This window comes from Kineococcus radiotolerans SRS30216 = ATCC BAA-149, assembly GCF_000017305.1.
In the GTDB taxonomy this organism is placed as follows: domain Bacteria; phylum Actinomycetota; class Actinomycetes; order Actinomycetales; family Kineococcaceae; genus Kineococcus; species Kineococcus radiotolerans.
The window spans coordinates 2,301,500-2,317,961 of sequence record NC_009664.2; the positions used below are offsets into that span (position 1 = coordinate 2,301,500).

13 protein-coding genes and 1 tRNA gene are annotated in these 16,462 nt (G+C 73.7%); 1 reads left to right on the forward strand and 13 read right to left on the reverse strand.

The window, feature by feature from the left end:
- Positions 1–7: 7 nt before the first annotated feature.
- Positions 8–1,144 carry a glycosyltransferase gene (locus tag KRAD_RS11120; RefSeq protein ID WP_012085678.1) on the reverse strand — a complete coding sequence of 379 codons (1,137 nt, stop codon included), beginning with the start codon at positions 1,142–1,144 and terminating at the stop codon, positions 8–10.
- Complete coding sequence (locus tag KRAD_RS11125; RefSeq protein ID WP_012085679.1) at positions 1,141–2,541, reverse strand: sugar transferase; 1,401 nt, start codon at positions 2,539–2,541, stop codon at positions 1,141–1,143. Before KRAD_RS11125 ends, KRAD_RS11120 begins: the two co-directional genes overlap by 4 nt.
- A gap of 178 nt (positions 2,542–2,719) precedes the next feature.
- Between KRAD_RS11125 and KRAD_RS11130 the strand changes: the two genes are divergently transcribed.
- On the forward strand, positions 2,720–4,111 hold the full coding sequence (locus tag KRAD_RS11130; protein ID WP_012085680.1) for a tyrosine-protein kinase domain-containing protein: 1,392 nt from the start codon (positions 2,720–2,722) through the stop codon (positions 4,109–4,111).
- Positions 4,112–4,152: 41 nt separating this feature from the next.
- Here the strand turns inward: KRAD_RS11130 and KRAD_RS11135 are convergent, their stop codons facing one another.
- From KRAD_RS11135 to dnaN, 11 genes are all read right to left on the reverse strand, one after another.
- Complete coding sequence (locus KRAD_RS11135) at positions 4,153–4,767, reverse strand: arsenate reductase/protein-tyrosine-phosphatase family protein (protein ID WP_012085681.1); 615 nt, start codon at positions 4,765–4,767, stop codon at positions 4,153–4,155.
- On the reverse strand, positions 4,764–5,765 hold the full coding sequence (locus KRAD_RS11140; protein ID WP_012085682.1) for an ATP-binding protein: 1,002 nt from the start codon (positions 5,763–5,765) through the stop codon (positions 4,764–4,766). The genes KRAD_RS11135 and KRAD_RS11140 overlap by 4 nt, the downstream gene beginning before the upstream one ends.
- Before the next feature lie 40 nt (positions 5,766–5,805).
- The gene (locus tag KRAD_RS11145) at positions 5,806–6,225 is read right to left on the reverse strand and encodes a VOC family protein (RefSeq protein ID WP_012085683.1); all 420 of its coding nucleotides are present in this window, start codon (positions 6,223–6,225) and stop codon (positions 5,806–5,808) included.
- 68 nt (positions 6,226–6,293) lie between these two features.
- Positions 6,294–6,367: transfer RNA gene (locus KRAD_RS11150), tRNA-Ile, on the reverse strand.
- 63 nt (positions 6,368–6,430) lie between these two features.
- A complete protein-coding gene (locus KRAD_RS11155) occupies positions 6,431–6,946 on the reverse strand; it encodes a DUF3566 domain-containing protein (RefSeq protein WP_012085684.1) in 516 nt (171 codons plus the stop codon).
- Positions 6,943–9,675 carry a DNA gyrase subunit A gene (gyrA, locus tag KRAD_RS11160; RefSeq protein WP_012085685.1) on the reverse strand — a complete coding sequence of 911 codons (2,733 nt, stop codon included), beginning with the start codon at positions 9,673–9,675 and terminating at the stop codon, positions 6,943–6,945. The genes KRAD_RS11155 and gyrA overlap by 4 nt, the downstream gene beginning before the upstream one ends.
- Positions 9,676–9,739: 64 nt before the next feature.
- Positions 9,740–11,800, reverse strand: a complete 2,061-nt coding sequence (gene gyrB / locus KRAD_RS11165; protein ID WP_012085686.1) for a DNA topoisomerase (ATP-hydrolyzing) subunit B — start codon at positions 11,798–11,800, stop codon at positions 9,740–9,742.
- Between the two features lie 283 nt (positions 11,801–12,083).
- A complete protein-coding gene (locus tag KRAD_RS11170; RefSeq protein ID WP_012085687.1) occupies positions 12,084–12,737 on the reverse strand; it encodes a DciA family protein in 654 nt (217 codons plus the stop codon).
- Positions 12,703–13,878: a DNA replication/repair protein RecF gene (gene recF / locus KRAD_RS11175; protein ID WP_012085688.1), complete on the reverse strand. Its 1,176-nt coding sequence runs from the start codon at positions 13,876–13,878 to the stop codon at positions 12,703–12,705. Before recF ends, KRAD_RS11170 begins: the two co-directional genes overlap by 35 nt.
- A gap of 7 nt (positions 13,879–13,885) precedes the next feature.
- Positions 13,886–14,800: a phosphogluconate dehydrogenase (NAD(+)-dependent, decarboxylating) gene (gene gnd, locus KRAD_RS11180; protein WP_012085690.1), complete on the reverse strand. Its 915-nt coding sequence runs from the start codon at positions 14,798–14,800 to the stop codon at positions 13,886–13,888.
- Between the two features lie 58 nt (positions 14,801–14,858).
- Positions 14,859–15,986, reverse strand: coding sequence for a DNA polymerase III subunit beta (gene dnaN, locus KRAD_RS11185; RefSeq protein WP_085956136.1), 1,128 nt, complete (start codon positions 15,984–15,986; stop codon positions 14,859–14,861).
- Between the last annotated feature and the right edge of the window lie 476 nt (positions 15,987–16,462).

Sequence of the window (16,462 nt, forward strand, 5' to 3'; positions counted from 1 at the left end):
GGCGGGTTCACGCCGCGAGCAGCGCCCCGGCGAGCGCCCGCAGCTCCCGTCCCCGCGACGTCCAGTCCTGCCCGCGGGCGAGGTCGGCGACCCGCGCCGGGCGGGCCGGGTCGGGGTCGGCGAGCACGTCCAGCACCCGGGCGGTGAACTCCGGGCGCGCGGTGACGAACACCGCCCCGGGCACCGCGGCGACGGCGGGCAGCGGCGTGCTCACCACCGGCAGGCCCGCCGCGAGGTACTCGAAGGTCTTCAGCGGGCTGATGCCCGCGGTCAGCGGGGACACCCGGTAGGGCACGATCCCGACGGTCGCGGCGGCGAGCTCGTCGGCGAGGGCACCCGCCGGCAGCGGGCCGACGACCTCGGCGCCGGCGGCCAGCAGCCGCGCCCACGCGGGGTCGCCGGCGCAGTCGGCGGTGACGGGCCCGATGAGGCGCAGCCGCCCGCGCCCGCGCAGGGCGGTGGCGAGGTCGAGGAGCAGGGGCAGGTCGACCTTGTGCGGGGCGAGGGTCCCGGCGAAGACGACGGTCGCGGAGCGGGGGGCGCCGCGCCCGCGGGCGGCGGCGAAGAGGTCCACGTCGCACACGTTGGGCAGGCACCGGGTCGCGGCGAAACCCCGTTCGCGCAGGTGCTCCTGCACGGCGGGGCTGGTGGCGAGGGCGAGGTCGGTGCCGGCCGCCAGGGACCGCTCGGCGGCGAGCAGGCGGGCGCGGTGCACGCCGGGGTTCTCGTGGAGGAGGTCGACGAGGTGGTAGACGGTCCGGTCGGCCAGCGCCTCCAGGCCGTACGTGAACGGGGTGTACGTCCACAGCAGCCGCGGCCCGTCGTGCTCGACCCAGCGCCGGACCTGCCGGCGCAGCGCCCACCCGTTGACCGCGCGGGTGGAGGGGGCGTGGTGGGGGACGAGGCGGGGGCTGACGACCTCCAGGCCCGCCGGCACGGGGCGGCCCGGGACGGGCGCGGGCGGGCGCAGCCGCCGCAGGACGCGGCGCGCGTCGGAGACCCGCAGCCGGCGGGTGCCGGTGCCCTCGGCGAACAGCACCGGCCAGCGGCGGGCGAGCGCGGGGGCGACGTGGTGCTGGTTGGTGGCGATCGCGGCGTCCCAGTCGGCGGTGCCGAGGACGAGCACCAGCGGGGCGGCGCTCACCGTCCCGCCGCGGTGACGACCTGGACGACGGTGCGCAGCAGGATCTTGACGTCCAGCCACAGCGACCAGTTCTCCACGTAGTGGTTGTCGAAGCGGGCGCGGTCGGCGATGGAGGTGTCCCCGCGCAGGCCGTTGACCTGGGCCCAGCCGGTGACCCCGACGGGGACGCGGTGGCGCCAGAGGTAGCCGTCGTGCTCGAGGGTGAACCGCTCGACGAAGTGGGGCCGCTCCGGGCGGGGACCCACCAGCGACATGTCGCCGCGCAGCACGTTCCACAACTGCGGCAGCTCGTCCAGGGACAGCTTGCGCAGCCAGCGCCCCACCGGCCCGACGCGGTCGTCGCCGTCGACGCTCCACCGGGTGTCGGACTCGGCGGTCGTGGTGCGCAGGGTGCGGAGCTTGAGCAGCTCGAAGCGCCGGCCCTCGATGCCGACCCGTTCCTGGCGGAACAGCACCCCCGGGCCCACCTCCAGGCGCAGGGCCAGGGCGCACGCGGCGATGACGGGGCTGAGCAGGAGCAGGGCCACGGCGGAGGCGCTGACGTCCACGACCCGCTTCAGCGGCCACGTCGCGGCCCGGAACGCGGGGCGGCGCAGCTGCACCATGGGCACCCCCCGCGCCGTCTGCATGGAGCGGTGGGTGCTGGTGACCTGCCAGAACCGGGGCACGACGAGGATCTCGACGTCGACGTCCTGGCAGCCGCGCAGCACGTCCACGACGACCATCTCGGGGGCGTTGGAGTAGGCGATGACGACGACGACGATCCCGTGCCGGCGGACGGTCTCGGCGAGGTCGGCGATCCCGCCGAGCACGGGCAGCGGGCGGTCCTCCGCGGACAGCCGGGGGGCGTCGTCGATGAAGCCGACGGGCAGCAGGCCGTGCTCGCCGGAGCGGAAGATCTCCACCAGCTGCGCCCCGAGGCCGCCGCAGCCGACGACGAGGGTGCGGTGGGCGACCTGCCCGGAGATCCGGGTGCGCCGGCGCGCGATGTAGGCGGCGGTGCGGGCGGCGAGGACGAGGCCGGTCTGGACGAGCGCGACGAGGAGGGTGCGGCGGTCGACCTCCCCCAGGCCCAGCGCGCCCCCGCCGATGGCGGCGACGCCGATCGCGGCGACGGCGCCGCCGAGGAGCAGCGGCAGGTCGTCGAGGACGCTGAGGTCCAGGCGCGGGCGGTAGAGGCCGACGGCGGCGTGGACGGCGAGGACCGAGGCGGAGAACACCAGCACCGCGGGTCCGCCCTGCCCGAGCAGGAGGACGACGCCGAGGACGCAGACCGCGTCGGTGGCCAGCAGCAGCATCGCCAGCTGGGAGCGCTGGCGGCGGGGGTGGGTGGCCGGGGTGGAGGGCCAGGGGGCGAGGGGGCGCGGGCCCGCGCTGGGACCACCGGTCACGGTCACGCCCACCCCTCCTCGTCGGTCGGTCCGGTAGCACGCGGCGCGCGCCGGACTCCAGCTTGTTCGTCCGCTCGGCGTGTCCCCTTGAGGGTCCGGGGCCCTCGACCCGGGTCCGCGACCCGTTCGGCCCGGTCCGGGCGGGTGCGCGTCAGGTGGGGCCGGTCGCGGCCGATGGAGGTCCGTGGACCTCGTCGACTACCTGCGCGCTCTGCGCAAGCACTGGATCCTCGTGGTCCTGTCAGTGCTGCTGGGCGGCGGGGCCGGGGCCGGGGCCTACAGCGCCAGCGCTCCCGTCTACCGCGCCGACAGCCTGCTGTTCGTGTCGATGTACGACACCGGCAACGCGGCGCTGCTCATGCAGGGCAGCATGTTCGCCCAGCAGCGGGTGCAGTCCTACACCGGTGTCCTCACCAGCCCGAAGGTGCTGCAGCCGGTCATTGACGAGCTGGACCTGGACACCACGCCGCGGGCGCTGTCGGACCACGTCGGTTCCAGCGCCCCGCTGGGGACGGTCCTCATCGAGGTCACCGTCGACGAGTCCTCCCCGCAGCGGGCGGCCGACATCGCCAACTCCGTGTCCAAGCACTTCGGGCGGGCGGTGAGCGAGCTCGAGCAGGCCACCCCGGCGAGCGCGAGCCCGGTGCGCATCAACGTGCTGCGCCCGGCGGTGGTCCGGGAGGACCCCATCGCCCCGAACCTGCTGCGGACCCTGGCCCTGGGGCTGCTGGCCGGGGTGGTGCTCGGGACGGGGCTCGCCGTGCTGCGCGAGGTCCTGGACACGACCGTGAAGTCCCTGAGCACGATCACCGACCTCGGGGCCCCCGCCCTGGGGTCGGTGCCCGCCGGGGAGGGCGGTCCGCGTCCCGAGCTGGTCGTGGAGGGTTCGCGCTCCCCGCAGTCGGAGGCGCTGCGCCAGATCCGGACGAACCTGCAGTTCGCCGACGTCGACCACCCGCCGCGGGTCCTCGTCGTCACCTCCGCCCTGCCCGGGGAGGGCAAGAGCACCACGGCGGTGAACCTGGCCCTGACCGCCGCGACGGCGGGGATGCGGGTGGTCCTCGTCGAGGGCGACCTGCGGCTGCCGCGGGTGGCGGACTACCTGGGGGTGGAGGACAGCGCCGGCCTGACGACCGTCCTGGCCGGGCGCGCCGACCTCGACGACGTCCTGCAGCCCTACGGGGACACGGGCCTGTCGGTGCTGGCCAGCGGCCCGATCCCGCTGAACCCGGCGGCCCTGCTCGGTTCCCGGCACATGGGCGACCTGCTGGCCCGGCTGCGCGAGCGCGCCGACCTCGTCATCATCGACAGCCCGCCGCTGCTGCCGGTCGCCGACGCGGCCGTGCTGGCCCGCCAGACCGACGGCGCCCTCGTCGTGGTCAAGCACGGCAAGACGACGCGGGACCACCTCACCCGGGCCCTGGAGCGGCTGCGGGCGGTCGACGCCCCGGTGCTCGGCGGGGTCCTGACGATGGTCCCGGCGAAGGCCTCGGACTACTCCTACGCCTACGAGTACGGCTACGGGTACCAGCCGACGGTCCCCGACGACGCCGAGGCCGTCGTGCTGGAGCGCTGAGCGCCCCTCCCGCGGCGGGCTCCGTCACGCGGCGGGTCGCGTCAGCGGGGGGCCGCTCCGGCGGGGGGTCCCGGCAGCGCCGCCACGACCGCGGCGAACGCCTCGTCGAGGCGGCGGCCGGCCTTCAGCTGCTCCTCGACCTCGAGCAGGTGCACGTCGGCGACGTCGTCGGAGGCGGGGTCCTGCGGCGCCGTCGGGCCCCGCCACGCCGGGGCCGCGGTGACCAGGGCCCGCAGGGCCGCGGCGGGTGCGGAGCTCGCCGGCAGCCGGCGGTCCCCGCCGAGGCGGCGGGCGATCCGGGCCAGCTCCAGCACGGTGAAGACCCGCCGCTGCGCCGGGGGGACGGTGGTGATCACGCTGGCGCGCTGGGTGCGGGTCATGGTGAGGACGAGGTCGGCGGTGTCGACGAGCCGCGCGTCGAGCCGGCGGGCGGGTCCGGTGGCGAGGACGGGGCGGTGCAGCCGGCGCAGGACCTCCGCGACGGCGCGGTCGGTGGGTTCCCCGTCGCGGGCGTCCGTGCCCGCGGAGGTCACCCGGATCGTGGCGGCGGCCTCGCCGAAGCGCTCGGTGAGGTGGTGGCGCAGCAGCGCCACCCCGAGGGGTGAGCGGCTGACGTTGGCCGTGCAGACCACGAGCACCTCGAAGCGGGTCCTCACGGGGCCATCTTGAGCATCTGCCGGCGTTCGCGCAGGGCCGCGAGCAGCGCGGCGGTCTCGACCTGGGGCGCGCCGTCGAGGATGCACTGCTTGGCGGCCAGCGCGGCGGCGGCCGAGACCTGCTCGTGGCTGAGGCCGCTGGCGGTGGAGGCGACCCGCGGCCACTCCACCGCGCTGAGGTCGAACCCGCGCAGCCGGCGCAGGACGACCTCCTGCACCACCCCGGTGCTGGGCAGCGGGTAGTCGACGACGGTGTCGAAGCGGCGCAGCACGGGGCGCTCGAGCAGCTGGGGGCGGTTGGTGGTGACGACGAGGACGGCGGTGGAGGCGTCCTGGTCGAGCAGACCGGTGAAGGTGCGCAGGACGTCGCGCAGGTGGGTACGGCTGCGCTCGCCCCCGTCGGGGTCGATGAGGGTGTCGACGTCGTCGAAGAGGCACACCCCGCGGCTCTGGGCCAGCAGGTCGAAGACCAGGGACAGCTTGGCGACGGCGTCCTCGGCGGGCAGGTCGGCGAAGACGTCCAGGCGCACGGAGAACAGCGGCAGGGCGAGCTCGGCGGCCAGCACCTCGGCCGTCATGGTCTTGCCGGTGCCGGGGGGGCCGGTCAGCAGCAGCTTGCGCAGCGGTTCGAACCCCCGGGCGCGCAGCGTCTCGGCGTGCCGCTGCTCGGTGAGGACGCGGTGCAGGCGGGCCATGACGTCGCTGGCGAGGGCGAGGTCGGCCAGCTGGGCGCCGGGGAGGGAGGCGGTGAGGACCTGGGCCAGCTCCCCGCGCGGCTGGGCCACCGAGGAGGGGGGCGGGGGTTGCGGCGGGGCCTGGGGGCGGACGCTGGCGCGCCGGGTCTCCAGCAGGCGGCGGAGCTCCTCGACCTCCTTGGACCGGCCGGCGTTCTCCAGGACCTCGGCGACGGCCGCGCGGAAGCGCGCGTCGTCGCCGGCGCCGTGGCTCTCCACGAGCGCCTTGACGTGCGCCGCGGTCGCCAGCAGCCGTCCCTCCACCCCGGCAACTTACCGTGAGTGACCTCTCGTCACACGAGGATCACCCTTCCCGCACGAAGACGCAGAACGGGTGCCCCGCCGGGTCGGCGTAGACGTGGATCGGTTCGACCTCCTCCGCGCTGCCGTCGCGCAGCGGGCGCGCCCCCAGCGCCAGGGCCCGGGCGTGGTGGTGGGCCAGCGCCTCGCGGTCGGGCACGGTGAAGTCGACGTGCACCTGCTGCGGCACCCCGCCCGTCGGCCACGTCGCCCGGGGCAGCACCTCGACCTGCTGGAAGGCCAGGACCCGCCGTCCCCCGGCGTCGACGAGCACCAGCCAGCCGGGCCCGTCCACCCCGTCCCCGGGGGGTTCGTCACCGGCGCGGTAGCTCAGCCCCAGCAGCTCGCGGTAGAACTCCGCGAGCTCGCGGACGTCGGTGGCGTCGAGGACGGTGTGCAGCAGGCGCGGGAAGGACGTCGTCACCACCCCACCGTGCCGCGCGGGGCGGGAACGCGAAAGCCCCCGGAGAATTCTCCGGGGGCTTTCGAGGGTGGGCCTAGGAGGACTTGAACCTCCGACCTCTTCCTTATCAGGGAAGCGCTCTAACCGACTGAGCTATAGGCCCTCCGCCGCCGGGGTGCGCGGCGTCGTCAACCTTACCCGATGGGAGGGCGTGCCTCGAACCGGATCAGTCGTCGGACAGGGTGACGTGCAGCCCGCCCACCAGGGCCGACGACACGTTGTAGAGGAACGCCACGATCGTCGACAGCGCCGTGAGCAGCACGACGTCGACGACGGCGATGACCGTGGCCAGGGAGATGACCTTCCCGAAGCCGACGTAGTCCAGCAGGTCGAAGTCGACCTCGTTGCCGACGACGTCGGTGAGCAGGCCGTCGAGGTCGGTGAAGACGCCCATCCCGTCCAGCACGCTCCACACGACCGCCGTCGCCACCACCAGGGCGATGCCGACGGCCACCGAGAGCAGGAACGACAGCTTCGTGACCGACCACGGGTCGACCCGGGCCAGCGTCAGCCGCACCCGGCGCGGGACGGCGTCCACGCCGTTGCGGGCGCGCGCGGCCGTGGCCGGCTGGGCCGTCGCGGTGGGCTGGGCCGTCGCGGCGGCTCCGGCCGGGGACGGCGCGGACCGGTCCGCCCTGCCCGACTGGGCCGACGACGCTGTCGCGCGTTCGGCGGGGGTCACTCGTCACCTCCGGGATCAGGCTCACTGGTCGGAGCCTCAGGCGACGGTACGCCATCCCCGGCCCCCGACACAGGGTCGATGCCCCGTTCCTCCACAGGTGCTCCACCGATGGGGGCCTCGTCGGCGCCCTCGGCGGCCGCCAGGTCGTCCCCGCTGCCGGCGACGTCGGCGATCGGGTCGTCGACCCCGCTCGTGGTGGCCTCGGAGACCTCCTCGGCCTCGACCTCCACGTCGATGACGCGTTCGACGTTGCGGGTGATGGCGAGGATGCGGTCGCCGGTCTCGGGCCGGGCGAAGGTGACGCCCATGGTGTCGCGCCCCTTGTCCGGCACCTCGTCCACCCGCGAGCGCACGACCCGCCCGGCCTGCATGACGACGAGCACCTCGTCGTCCTCGGAGACGGTGAGCGCGCCGACGAGGTCCCCGCGCTCCTCGGTCAGCTTGGCGACCTTGATGCCCAGGCCCCCGCGGCCCTGCTTGCGGTAGTGCTCGATCTTGGTGCGCTTGGCGTAGCCGAGCTCGGTGACCACGAAGACGAACAGGTCGTCGCGGGCCACCGCCATCGCCAGGAGCTCGTCCTCGCCGCGGAACTTCATCCCGGTGACCCCGGAGGTGGCCCGGCCCATCGGGCGCAGGTTCTCGTCGGTCGCCTCGAAGCGGACGCTCATCCCCTTGCGCGAGACGAGGAAGAGGTCCTCGTCCTCGCTGACCAGGGTCGCCGCGAACAGCTCGTCGTCGACCTCCTCGGTCCCGTCCGCCCCCGGGTGGGAGCGCAGGTTGATGGCGATGAGGCCGCCGGAGCGGTTGGAGTCGTACTCGGAGAGCCGGGTCTTCTTGACGATGCCGCCGCGGGTGGCGAGCACCAGGTACGGCGCCTGCTCGTAGTCCTCGATGTCGAGGACGGCGACGATCCGCTCCCCCGGCTGGAAGGCCAGCAGGTTCGCGACGTGCTGACCGCGCCCGTCCCGGCCGCCCTCGGGCAGCTCGTAGCCCTTGGCCCGGTACACCCGCCCGAGGTTGGTGAAGAACAGCAGCCAGTGGTGGGTCGTCGTGGTGAAGAAGTGCTCCACGACGTCGTCCTCGCGCAGGCTCGCGCCCCGGACCCCGCGCCCGCCGCGCCGCTGGGCGCGGTACAGGTCGGTCTTGGTGCGCTTGGCGTACCCGCCGCGGGTGACGGTGACGACGACGTCCTCGACGGGGATGAGGTCCTCGACGGTCATGTCGCCCTCGAAGGGCAGGATCTGCGTCTTGCGCTCGTCGCCGTAGCGCTCGACGAGCTCGGCGAGCTCGTCCCCGACGATCTGCCGCTGCCGCTCGGGACGGGCGAGGATGTCGTTGAAGTCCCCGATCATCCGCATGAGCTCGTCGTACTCGTCGGTGATGCGCTGGCGCTCCAGGGCCGCGAGGCGGCGCAGCTGCATCTCCAGGATGGCGCGGGACTGGATCTCGTCGATCTCCAGCAGCCCCATCAGGCCGTCGCGCGCGGACTCGACCGTCGGGCTGGCGCGGATGAGCGCGATGACCTCGTCGAGGGCGTCGAGGGCCTTGAGCAGCGCCCGCAGGATGTGCGCGCGCTCCTCGGCCTTGCGCAGCCGGAACCGGGTCCGGCGGACGATGACGTCGAGCTGGTGGGCGATCCAGTGCTTGAGGAAGGCGTGGATCGGCAGCGTGCGCGGCACCCCGTCGACCAGGGCGAGCATGTTCGCGCCGAAGTTCGTCTGCAGCTGGGTGTGCTTGTAGAGGTTGTTCAGCACGACCTTCGCCACGGCGTCGCGGCGCAGGATGATGACGAGGCGCTGGCCGGTCTTGCCGGAGGTGTGGTCCTGCACGTCGGCGATGCCGGTGAGGCGGCCGTCGCGGACGAGGTTGGCGATGTTCTCCGCCAGGTTGTCCGGGTTGACCTGGTACGGCAGCTCGCTGACGACGAGGCAGGTCCGGCCCTGGATCTCCTCGACCTCCACGACGGCCCGCATGGTGATGGAGCCGCGGCCGGTGCGGTAGGCGTCGCTGATGCCGCGGTGGCCCAGGATCAGGGCCCCGGTCGGGAAGTCGGGTCCCTTGATGCGGGTCAGCAGCGCGGCGAGCTGCTCCTCGTCGGAGGCGTCGGGGTTGTCCAGCAACCACTTCGCGCCCTCGGCGACCTCGCGCAGGTTGTGCGGGGGGATGTTCGTCGCCATGCCCACGGCGATGCCGGCGGACCCGTTGACCAGCAGGTTCGGGAAGCGGCTGGGCAGGACGTCGGGCTCGTCGGTGTGCCCGTCGTAGTTGGGCGAGAAGTCGACGGTCTCCTCGTCGATGTCGCGGACCATCTCCATGGCCAGCGGCGCCATGCGGCACTCGGTGTAGCGGGGCGCGGCGGCCGGGTCGTTGCCCGGGGAGCCGAAGTTGCCCTGCCCGTCGACGAGCGGGTAGCGCAGCGACCAGTCCTGGGCGAGGCGGACCAGGGCGTCGTAGATCGAGGTGTCGCCGTGCGGGTGGTAGTGACCCATGACGTCGCCGACGACGCGGGCGCACTTGGAGTACCCGCGGTCGGGGCGGTACCCGCCGTCGTACATCGCGTACAGCACCCGGCGGTGGACGGGCTTGAGACCGTCGCGCACGTCGGGCAGGGCCCGGGAGACGATCACGCTCATCGCGTAGTCGAGGTAGGACCGCTGCATCTCGGCCTGCAGGTCCACCTGCTCGACGCGGTCGCCGGGGTGGGGGGGTTCGGTGGTGCTCTCGCTCACGCTGGGGTTCGCCTCTCAGATCACGGTCGTCGTGTCGTCTCGTTCCACGTGGAACATCGACCTGTCACACGTCGAGGAACCTCACGTCGCGGGCGTTGCGCTGGATGAAGCTGCGGCGCGACTCCACGTCCTCGCCCATGAGGACCGAGAACACCGCGTCGGCCGCGGCGGCGTCCTCGAGGGTCACCTGCAGCAGCGTGCGGTGGGCGCGGTCCATCGTGGTCTCGGACAGCTCGTCCCAGTTCATCTCGCCCAGACCCTTGTACCGCTGGGTCTTGCCCTCCTTGGGCAGCTTCTTGCCCGCCGCGAGACCGGCCTCCATGAGCGCGTCGCGCTCGCGGTCGGAGTAGGCGAACTCGTGCGCGGCCCCGCCCATCCACTTGATCCGGTACAGCGGCGGCTGCGCCAGGTACACGTGGCCGTTCTCCACCAGCGGGCTCATGTAGCGGAACAGCAGCGTCAGCAGCAGCGTGCGGATGTGCTGACCGTCCACGTCCGCGTCGGCCATGATGATGATCTTGTGGTACCGGAGCTTCTCGAGGTTGAACTCCTCGCCGATGCCGGTGCCGAAGGCGGTGATGAGGGCCTGCACCTCCTGGTTGCCCAGGGCACGGTCCAGGCGGGCCTTCTCCACGTTGAGGATCTTGCCGCGGATCGGCAGGATCGCCTGGGTGCGCGGGTCGCGGCCGCGGGTGGCCGAACCGCCCGCGGAGTCGCCCTCGACGATGAACACCTCGCACTCGGCGGGGTTGTTGGACTGGCAGTCCTTCAGCTTGCCCGGCAGCGAGTTGCGCTCCAGCAGCGACTTGCGGCTCGCCTCGCGCGCCTTGCGGGCGGCCTGGCGCGCGACCGAGGCCGAGTGCGCCTTCTTCGCGATCTGGTAGGCCTCCTTGGGGTTGGAGGCGAACCAGTGCCCGAGGTGCTCGCGCACCTGGGCGTTCACGTAGGTGCGGGCGGAGGTGTTGCCCAGCTTCGTCTTCGTCTGGCCCTCGAACTGCGGCTCGGACAGCTTCACCGAGATGATCGCCGTGAGGCCCTCGCGGATGTCGGACCCCTCGAGGGTGTCGTTCTCCTTGAGCAGCGCCGGCTTCGCGGCCCGGGCGTACTCCTGGACCAGCGAGGTCAGCGCCGTCCGGAAGCCCGTCTCGTGCGTCCCGCCCTCGGTGGTGTTGATGGCGTTGGCGAAGGTGAAGACCGTCTCGGAGTACGCCGTCGTCCACTGCATGGCGACCTCGAGGGAGATCCCCTGCTCGGTGTCCTCGGCCTCCAGGCTGATGATCGAGTCGTGCAGCGGCTCGTTCTTCTTCAGCGAGTTCACGTGCTTCACGTAGTCCACGAGACCGCCGTCGTAGCGGTAGGTGACGTCGCGCAGCGGCTTCGCGTCGGTGGACTCGTCCTCGACCTCGTCCTCCACGACGCGCTCGTCGCTCAGGGAGATCGTCAGGCCCTTGTTGAGGAAGCACGTCTGCTGGAAGCGGGTGCGCAGGGTCTCGAAGTCGAAGACGGTCGTCTCGAACGTCTCGGGGCTGGGCCAGAACGTGATCGAGGTGCCGGTCTCGCCGGTCTCCTCGCCCTTCTCCAGCGGCGCCACCGGGACGCCGCCCTCGAAGGACTGCCGCCACACGTGGCCCTGCCGCCGGACCTCGACGTCGACGCGGCGCGAGAGCGCGTTGACGACGGAGATGCCGACGCCGTGCAGGCCGCCGGAGACGGAGTAGCCGCCGCCGCCGAACTTGCCGCCGGCGTGCAGGACGGTGAGCACGACCTCGAGGGCGGAGCGCCCCTCCCCGGGCATGATGTCGACGGGGATGCCGCGGCCGTTGTCGACGCAGCGCAGCCCGCCGTCGGCCAGCATCGTCACGGCGATGGTGTCGCAGTACCCCGCGAGCGCCTCGTCGACGGAGTTGTCCACGACCTCGTAGACGAGGTGGTGCAGCCCGCGCTCGCCGGTCGAGCCGATGTACATGCCGGGGCGCTTGCGCACCGCCTCGAGACCCTCGAGGACGGTGATCGCGTCGGCGCCGTACTCCGGGCGCGGGGTGCCGTCGGGTGCCACCGCGTCGGCCAGCGACGGTGCGTCCTCGGGGCTGGTGTCCTCGGGACCGGGCGTCTCTTGGTCTGGCACGAGCGGGTGTGCTCCCTCCGCGTCGAGGCGACCGGTCGGGCAACGGGGCACGGACGTTCGGGCCCGTGTCCGCCAGTCTTGATCAGAGGAAGCTTCGATCGACGACGAAGGCCCTACGACCGCCAGGTTCGTGTCCCAGTGTACCCCGCGCGGGCCGTGATCTCGCGCTGCGCGGCCCCTAGCGCGCTCCTGAGCGGTTCGACCCCCCCGGGTGTGGGGGACCACGCGCGGGCACCCCGGCCGGGTGCACGCGAAACCTGGGCCGTCGGACGGGCCCGGGACGCTACCCGTAGGTGTCGCGCGGTCCCCGCCCGCCGGGGGCGGAGCGCCCGCCCTTGCGCCACGAGGGCCCCTGCGGGCCCCGGACGACGACCTTCGTCACGACGCCGTGGCCCAGCTCCTCGTCCAGGCGCCGGACGAGGTGGCTGGTGAGGAGGCGGACCTGGGTGGCCCAGGCCGTGGACTCCGCGCGCACCACCAGCGTCCCGTCCTTGAGCGTCTCGGGGGTGCAGTGCCCGGCCAGCTCGGGGCCGACGACGACGTCCCAGCGCCCGAACGCCCCGCCGACGGCGACCGGCCGCTCCCAGCCGCGCTCCCCCACCAGGCGCCCCAAGGTGGAGTCCAGCGACTGCGGGTCGCGGGCGTCGGGGTGGGCCCCGGAGCGGGTGGACCCCCCGCCCCGCCGGGCCTCGCGCCACTCCTCGCGGGTCTGCTTGCCGCCCAGCGGCACCTGCCCCGGCCGCAGCCCGCGGGCCGCGGCCGCGGCCCGGGCCCGGCCCAGGGCGGTGCGCGCGAGGTCGGCCCCGATCGACCCGTCGTCGTCCTCGGGCCCGTCCCCGGGGTCCTGCCCCGGCTCGCCGGCGGCGTCGGGGTCCTCCCTGGGCCCGGCCGCCCCCGGCGGCTCAGTCACCGCGGACCGCCGCGCCGGAGGTGACATGCACCCGGTCGGTGTGCTCCCCGCGCAGCGCGGCGGGGACGTCCTCGGGCACCGCGGCGGTCACCAGCACCTGCTCGGCGTCGGCGACGACCTCCGACAGCCGTTCGCGCCGGCCCGCGTCGAGCTCGGCGAAGACGTCGTCGAGCACGAGCACCGGCCCGCCGGGGTCGTCCACCTCGTCGTCGGCCAGCAGCAGCCGGTAGCTGGCCAGCCGCAGGCCCAGCGCGACCGACCAGCTCTCCCCGTGGCTGGCGTAGCCCTTGGCGGGCATCCCGCCCAGGGTGAGGACGAGGTCGTCGCGGTGCGGGCCCACGAGGCACACCCCGCGGTCCAGCTCGCTCTTGCGCTGCTCGAGCATCGAGGCCAGCAGCGCCTCCCGCAGCGCGTCCCGGGTGGGGGCCTCCCCGCCCGGGGTGGTGGCCACCCCCTCCGCGAGCAGGGGCAGGCTGGAGCGGTAGCCCAGCTCCAGGTCGCCCTGCCCACCGCTGACCGCCCGGTAGGCGGAGTCGGTGGGCGAGCGCAGGTCCGCCAGCAGCGCCAACCGGGCCGACAGCAGCTCCGCCCCCGTCGTGGCCAGGTGCTCGTCCCACACGTCGAGGGTGTGGGTGTCCGCCCGGCCCGAGCGCATCGCCGACCCGGCCGACTTCAACAGGGCCGTGCGCTGGCGCAGGATCCGGTCGTAGTCGGCCCGCACCCCGGCGATCCGCGGCCACCGGGTGACCAGCAGCTCGTCGAGGTAGCGGCGGCGCTCCCCGGGGTCGCCCTTGACCAGGGCGAGGTCCTCGGGGGCGAAGAGCACCGTCCGCAGCACCCCGAGCACGTCGCGGGTCCGGCGGACCGGGTTGCCGTTGAGCCGGGCCCGGTTCGCCTTCCCCGGGGTGATCTCCAGCTCGACCAGCGCCCGGCGCCCGCCGCGCTCCAGCTGCGCCCGCACCACGGCGCGCTCCGCTCCCTGCCGCACCAGCGGGGCGTCACCGGAGACCCGGTGGCTGCCCAGCGTCGCGACGTACCCGATGGCCTCGACCAGGTTGGTCTTGCCCTGCCCGTTCAGGCCGACGAAGGTCGTCGTCCCCGGACGCAGGTCCAGCTCGAGGGTCGGGTACGAGCGGTAGTCGACGAGCGAGAGGTGCGCGACGTGCACGCGGGGGTCAGCTGTTCGTGGAGCCCGTGCCCGAGGTGGGCCCGGCCTGCGCGACGGCGTGACCACCGAACTGGTTGCGCAGCGCGGCGACGGCCTTGATGGAGGGGGAGTCCTCCTGGCGGGAGGAGAAGCGGGCGAAGAGGGCCGCGGCGAGGACGGGCATGGGGACCGCGTTCTCGATGGCCTGCTCCAGGGTCCAGCGACCCTCGCCGGAGTCCTGCGCGTAGCCGCGGATGTTGTCCAGCTTGGGGTCCTCCTCGAGGGCGCGGACCATGAGGTCCAGCAGCCAGGAGCGGACGACCGTGCCGCGGGTCCAGGCCTTGAAGACGGCGGGGACGTCGTGGATGATCCCCTTCGCCTCCAGCAGCTCGTAGCCCTCGGCGTAGGCGTGCATCAGGCCGTACTCGATGCCGTTGTGGACCATCTTCGAGTAGTGGCCCGCCCCGACGCCGCCGGCGTGGACGAAGCCCTCCTCGCGGGGGCCCTCCGGGCGCAGCGCGTCGAAGATCGGCATCGCCAGGTCGACGTGGCCCTTGGAGCCGCCGACCATCAGGCCGTAGCCGTTGTCCTTGCCCCACACGCCGCCGGAGACGCCGCAGTCCATGTAGCCGGTGCCGCGCTCGGCGAGGAGCTTGGAGTTGATCTCGTCGTCGGTCCACTTGGAGTTGCCGCCGTCGATGACCAGGTCGCCGTCCTTGAGCAGCGGCGCCAGGTTCGCGACGGTGTCGCGGGTGATCTTGCCCGAGGGGACCATCACCCAGACGATCTTGGGCGAGGGCAGCGCCTCGACCAGCGCAGCCAGGGACGGGACGTCGGTGACGTCGGGGTTCGGGTCGTACCCGGTGACCTCGATGCCCTTGTCGCGGAGGCGGGAACGCATGTTCCCGCCCATCTTGCCCAGACCCACGAGACCGATGTGCATCCTGACGCTTCCCTTCTCGCGCCCGGCTCTCGCACCGGGCTCTGTGGACGTACCGGGCTCAGCCGGCCAGCCGGACCGGCATCAGCAGGTACCGGTAGCTGTCGTCGTCGTCCCCGTCGAGGTCCGCCTGGCCGGTGAGGACCGCCGGGCGGGTCGACTGGGTGAACGACAGGCGGGCGAACGGGGCGGCCAGCGCCCCGAGCCCGTCGAGCAGGAACTGGGGGTTGAAGGCGATGGCGATGGACTCGCCGACGAGCGCGGCCTCGAGGGCCTCCGTCGCCTGCGCGTCCTCGCCCTGGCCCGCCTCCAAGGAGAGCACGCCGTCCTCGAACCGCAAGCGCACGGGTGTGTTGCGCTCGGCGACCAGGGCCACCCGCTTCACGGCCTCGGTCAGGGCGGCGGTGGAGACGACGGCGTGGGTGGGGGACTCGGCCGGGAACAGGGCCCGCACCTTCGGGTACTCCCCGTCGACCAGCAGCGAGGTCGAGTACCGCCCGCCGGCCTGGAAGCCGATGAGGTCGCTCTTGCCGTCGGCCATGGCCATCGTGAGCATGCTCGAGGAGCCCAGGGACCGGGCCACGTCGGACAGCGTCCGGGCCCGGACGAGGGCCACGGCGGAGATGTCGGGGCTGCTGGGGTTCCAGCGCAGCTCCCGCACCGCGAGCCGGTAGCGGTCGGTGGCCAGCAGCGTCAGCCGGTCGCCCTCGATCTCCATGCGGACGCCGGTGAGGATCGGCAGCGTCTCGTCGCGGCTGGCCGCGACCGTGACCTGGGCGACGGCCTCGGTGAACTCCGCCCCGGGCAGCTCCCCGGAGGAGTCCGGCAGCGTGGGCAGGGCGGGGTACTCCTCGACCGTCATCGTCAGGAGCGTGAAGCGGCTCGCGCCGCAGGTCACGACGACCTTGGAGCCCTCGGTGGTGAGCGTCACCGGCCGGTTGGGCAGGCTGCGCGAGATGTCGGCGAGGAGGCGGCCCGAGACGAGGACGCGCCCGGCGGTGCGCACGTCGGCGGGGAGCTCGACCCGCGCGGACACCTCGTAGTCGAAGGTGGACAGCTTCAGCGTGCCCTCGTCGGTGGCCTCGAGGAGGACACCGGCCAGCACGGGGACGGGCGGCCGCGAGGGCAGGGCCCGGGCCGCCCACGCGACGGCGTCGGCCAGCACGTCGCGCTCGACCTGCAACTCCACCAGGCACCGCCTTCCCTCGAGCATCCGTCGTCCCGCCGTCGACAGGCGGGGCGGCTCCCGACAGTAGTGGAGACCGCCGCGCGGGGTGCACGCGCCTCCACAGCGACCGGCCCCGTGCACCGCTGCGTCCACCGCGGCGGGCTCCGTCCGCGTCGTCGCTCTCCGTGACCAGAGCGTCGGGGACGGCGCACAGCTTGTTCGAACGCGACGGGTCTCCCCCACGGCTCCTCGGTCCTCAGGGCTGCCCGTCCCCACCACCAGTCCACAGTGGACGTGGGTTGACGAACTTCACCGTAGAGGGGTCCATCGTCGTAGTAGCCCTTGTGCACGCTGTGGACAACCCGGTGTCGTCGCAGGTCAGAGGCGGTTCGCCCCCTGTTCCGTGGTGTGGACGGCCTGAGGACCCGTCGACCCCGTCGTCCACAGGGAGGTGGAGCGCGCCGCCGCTGTCCACCGCCGTCCCCAGGCGCCTGCTG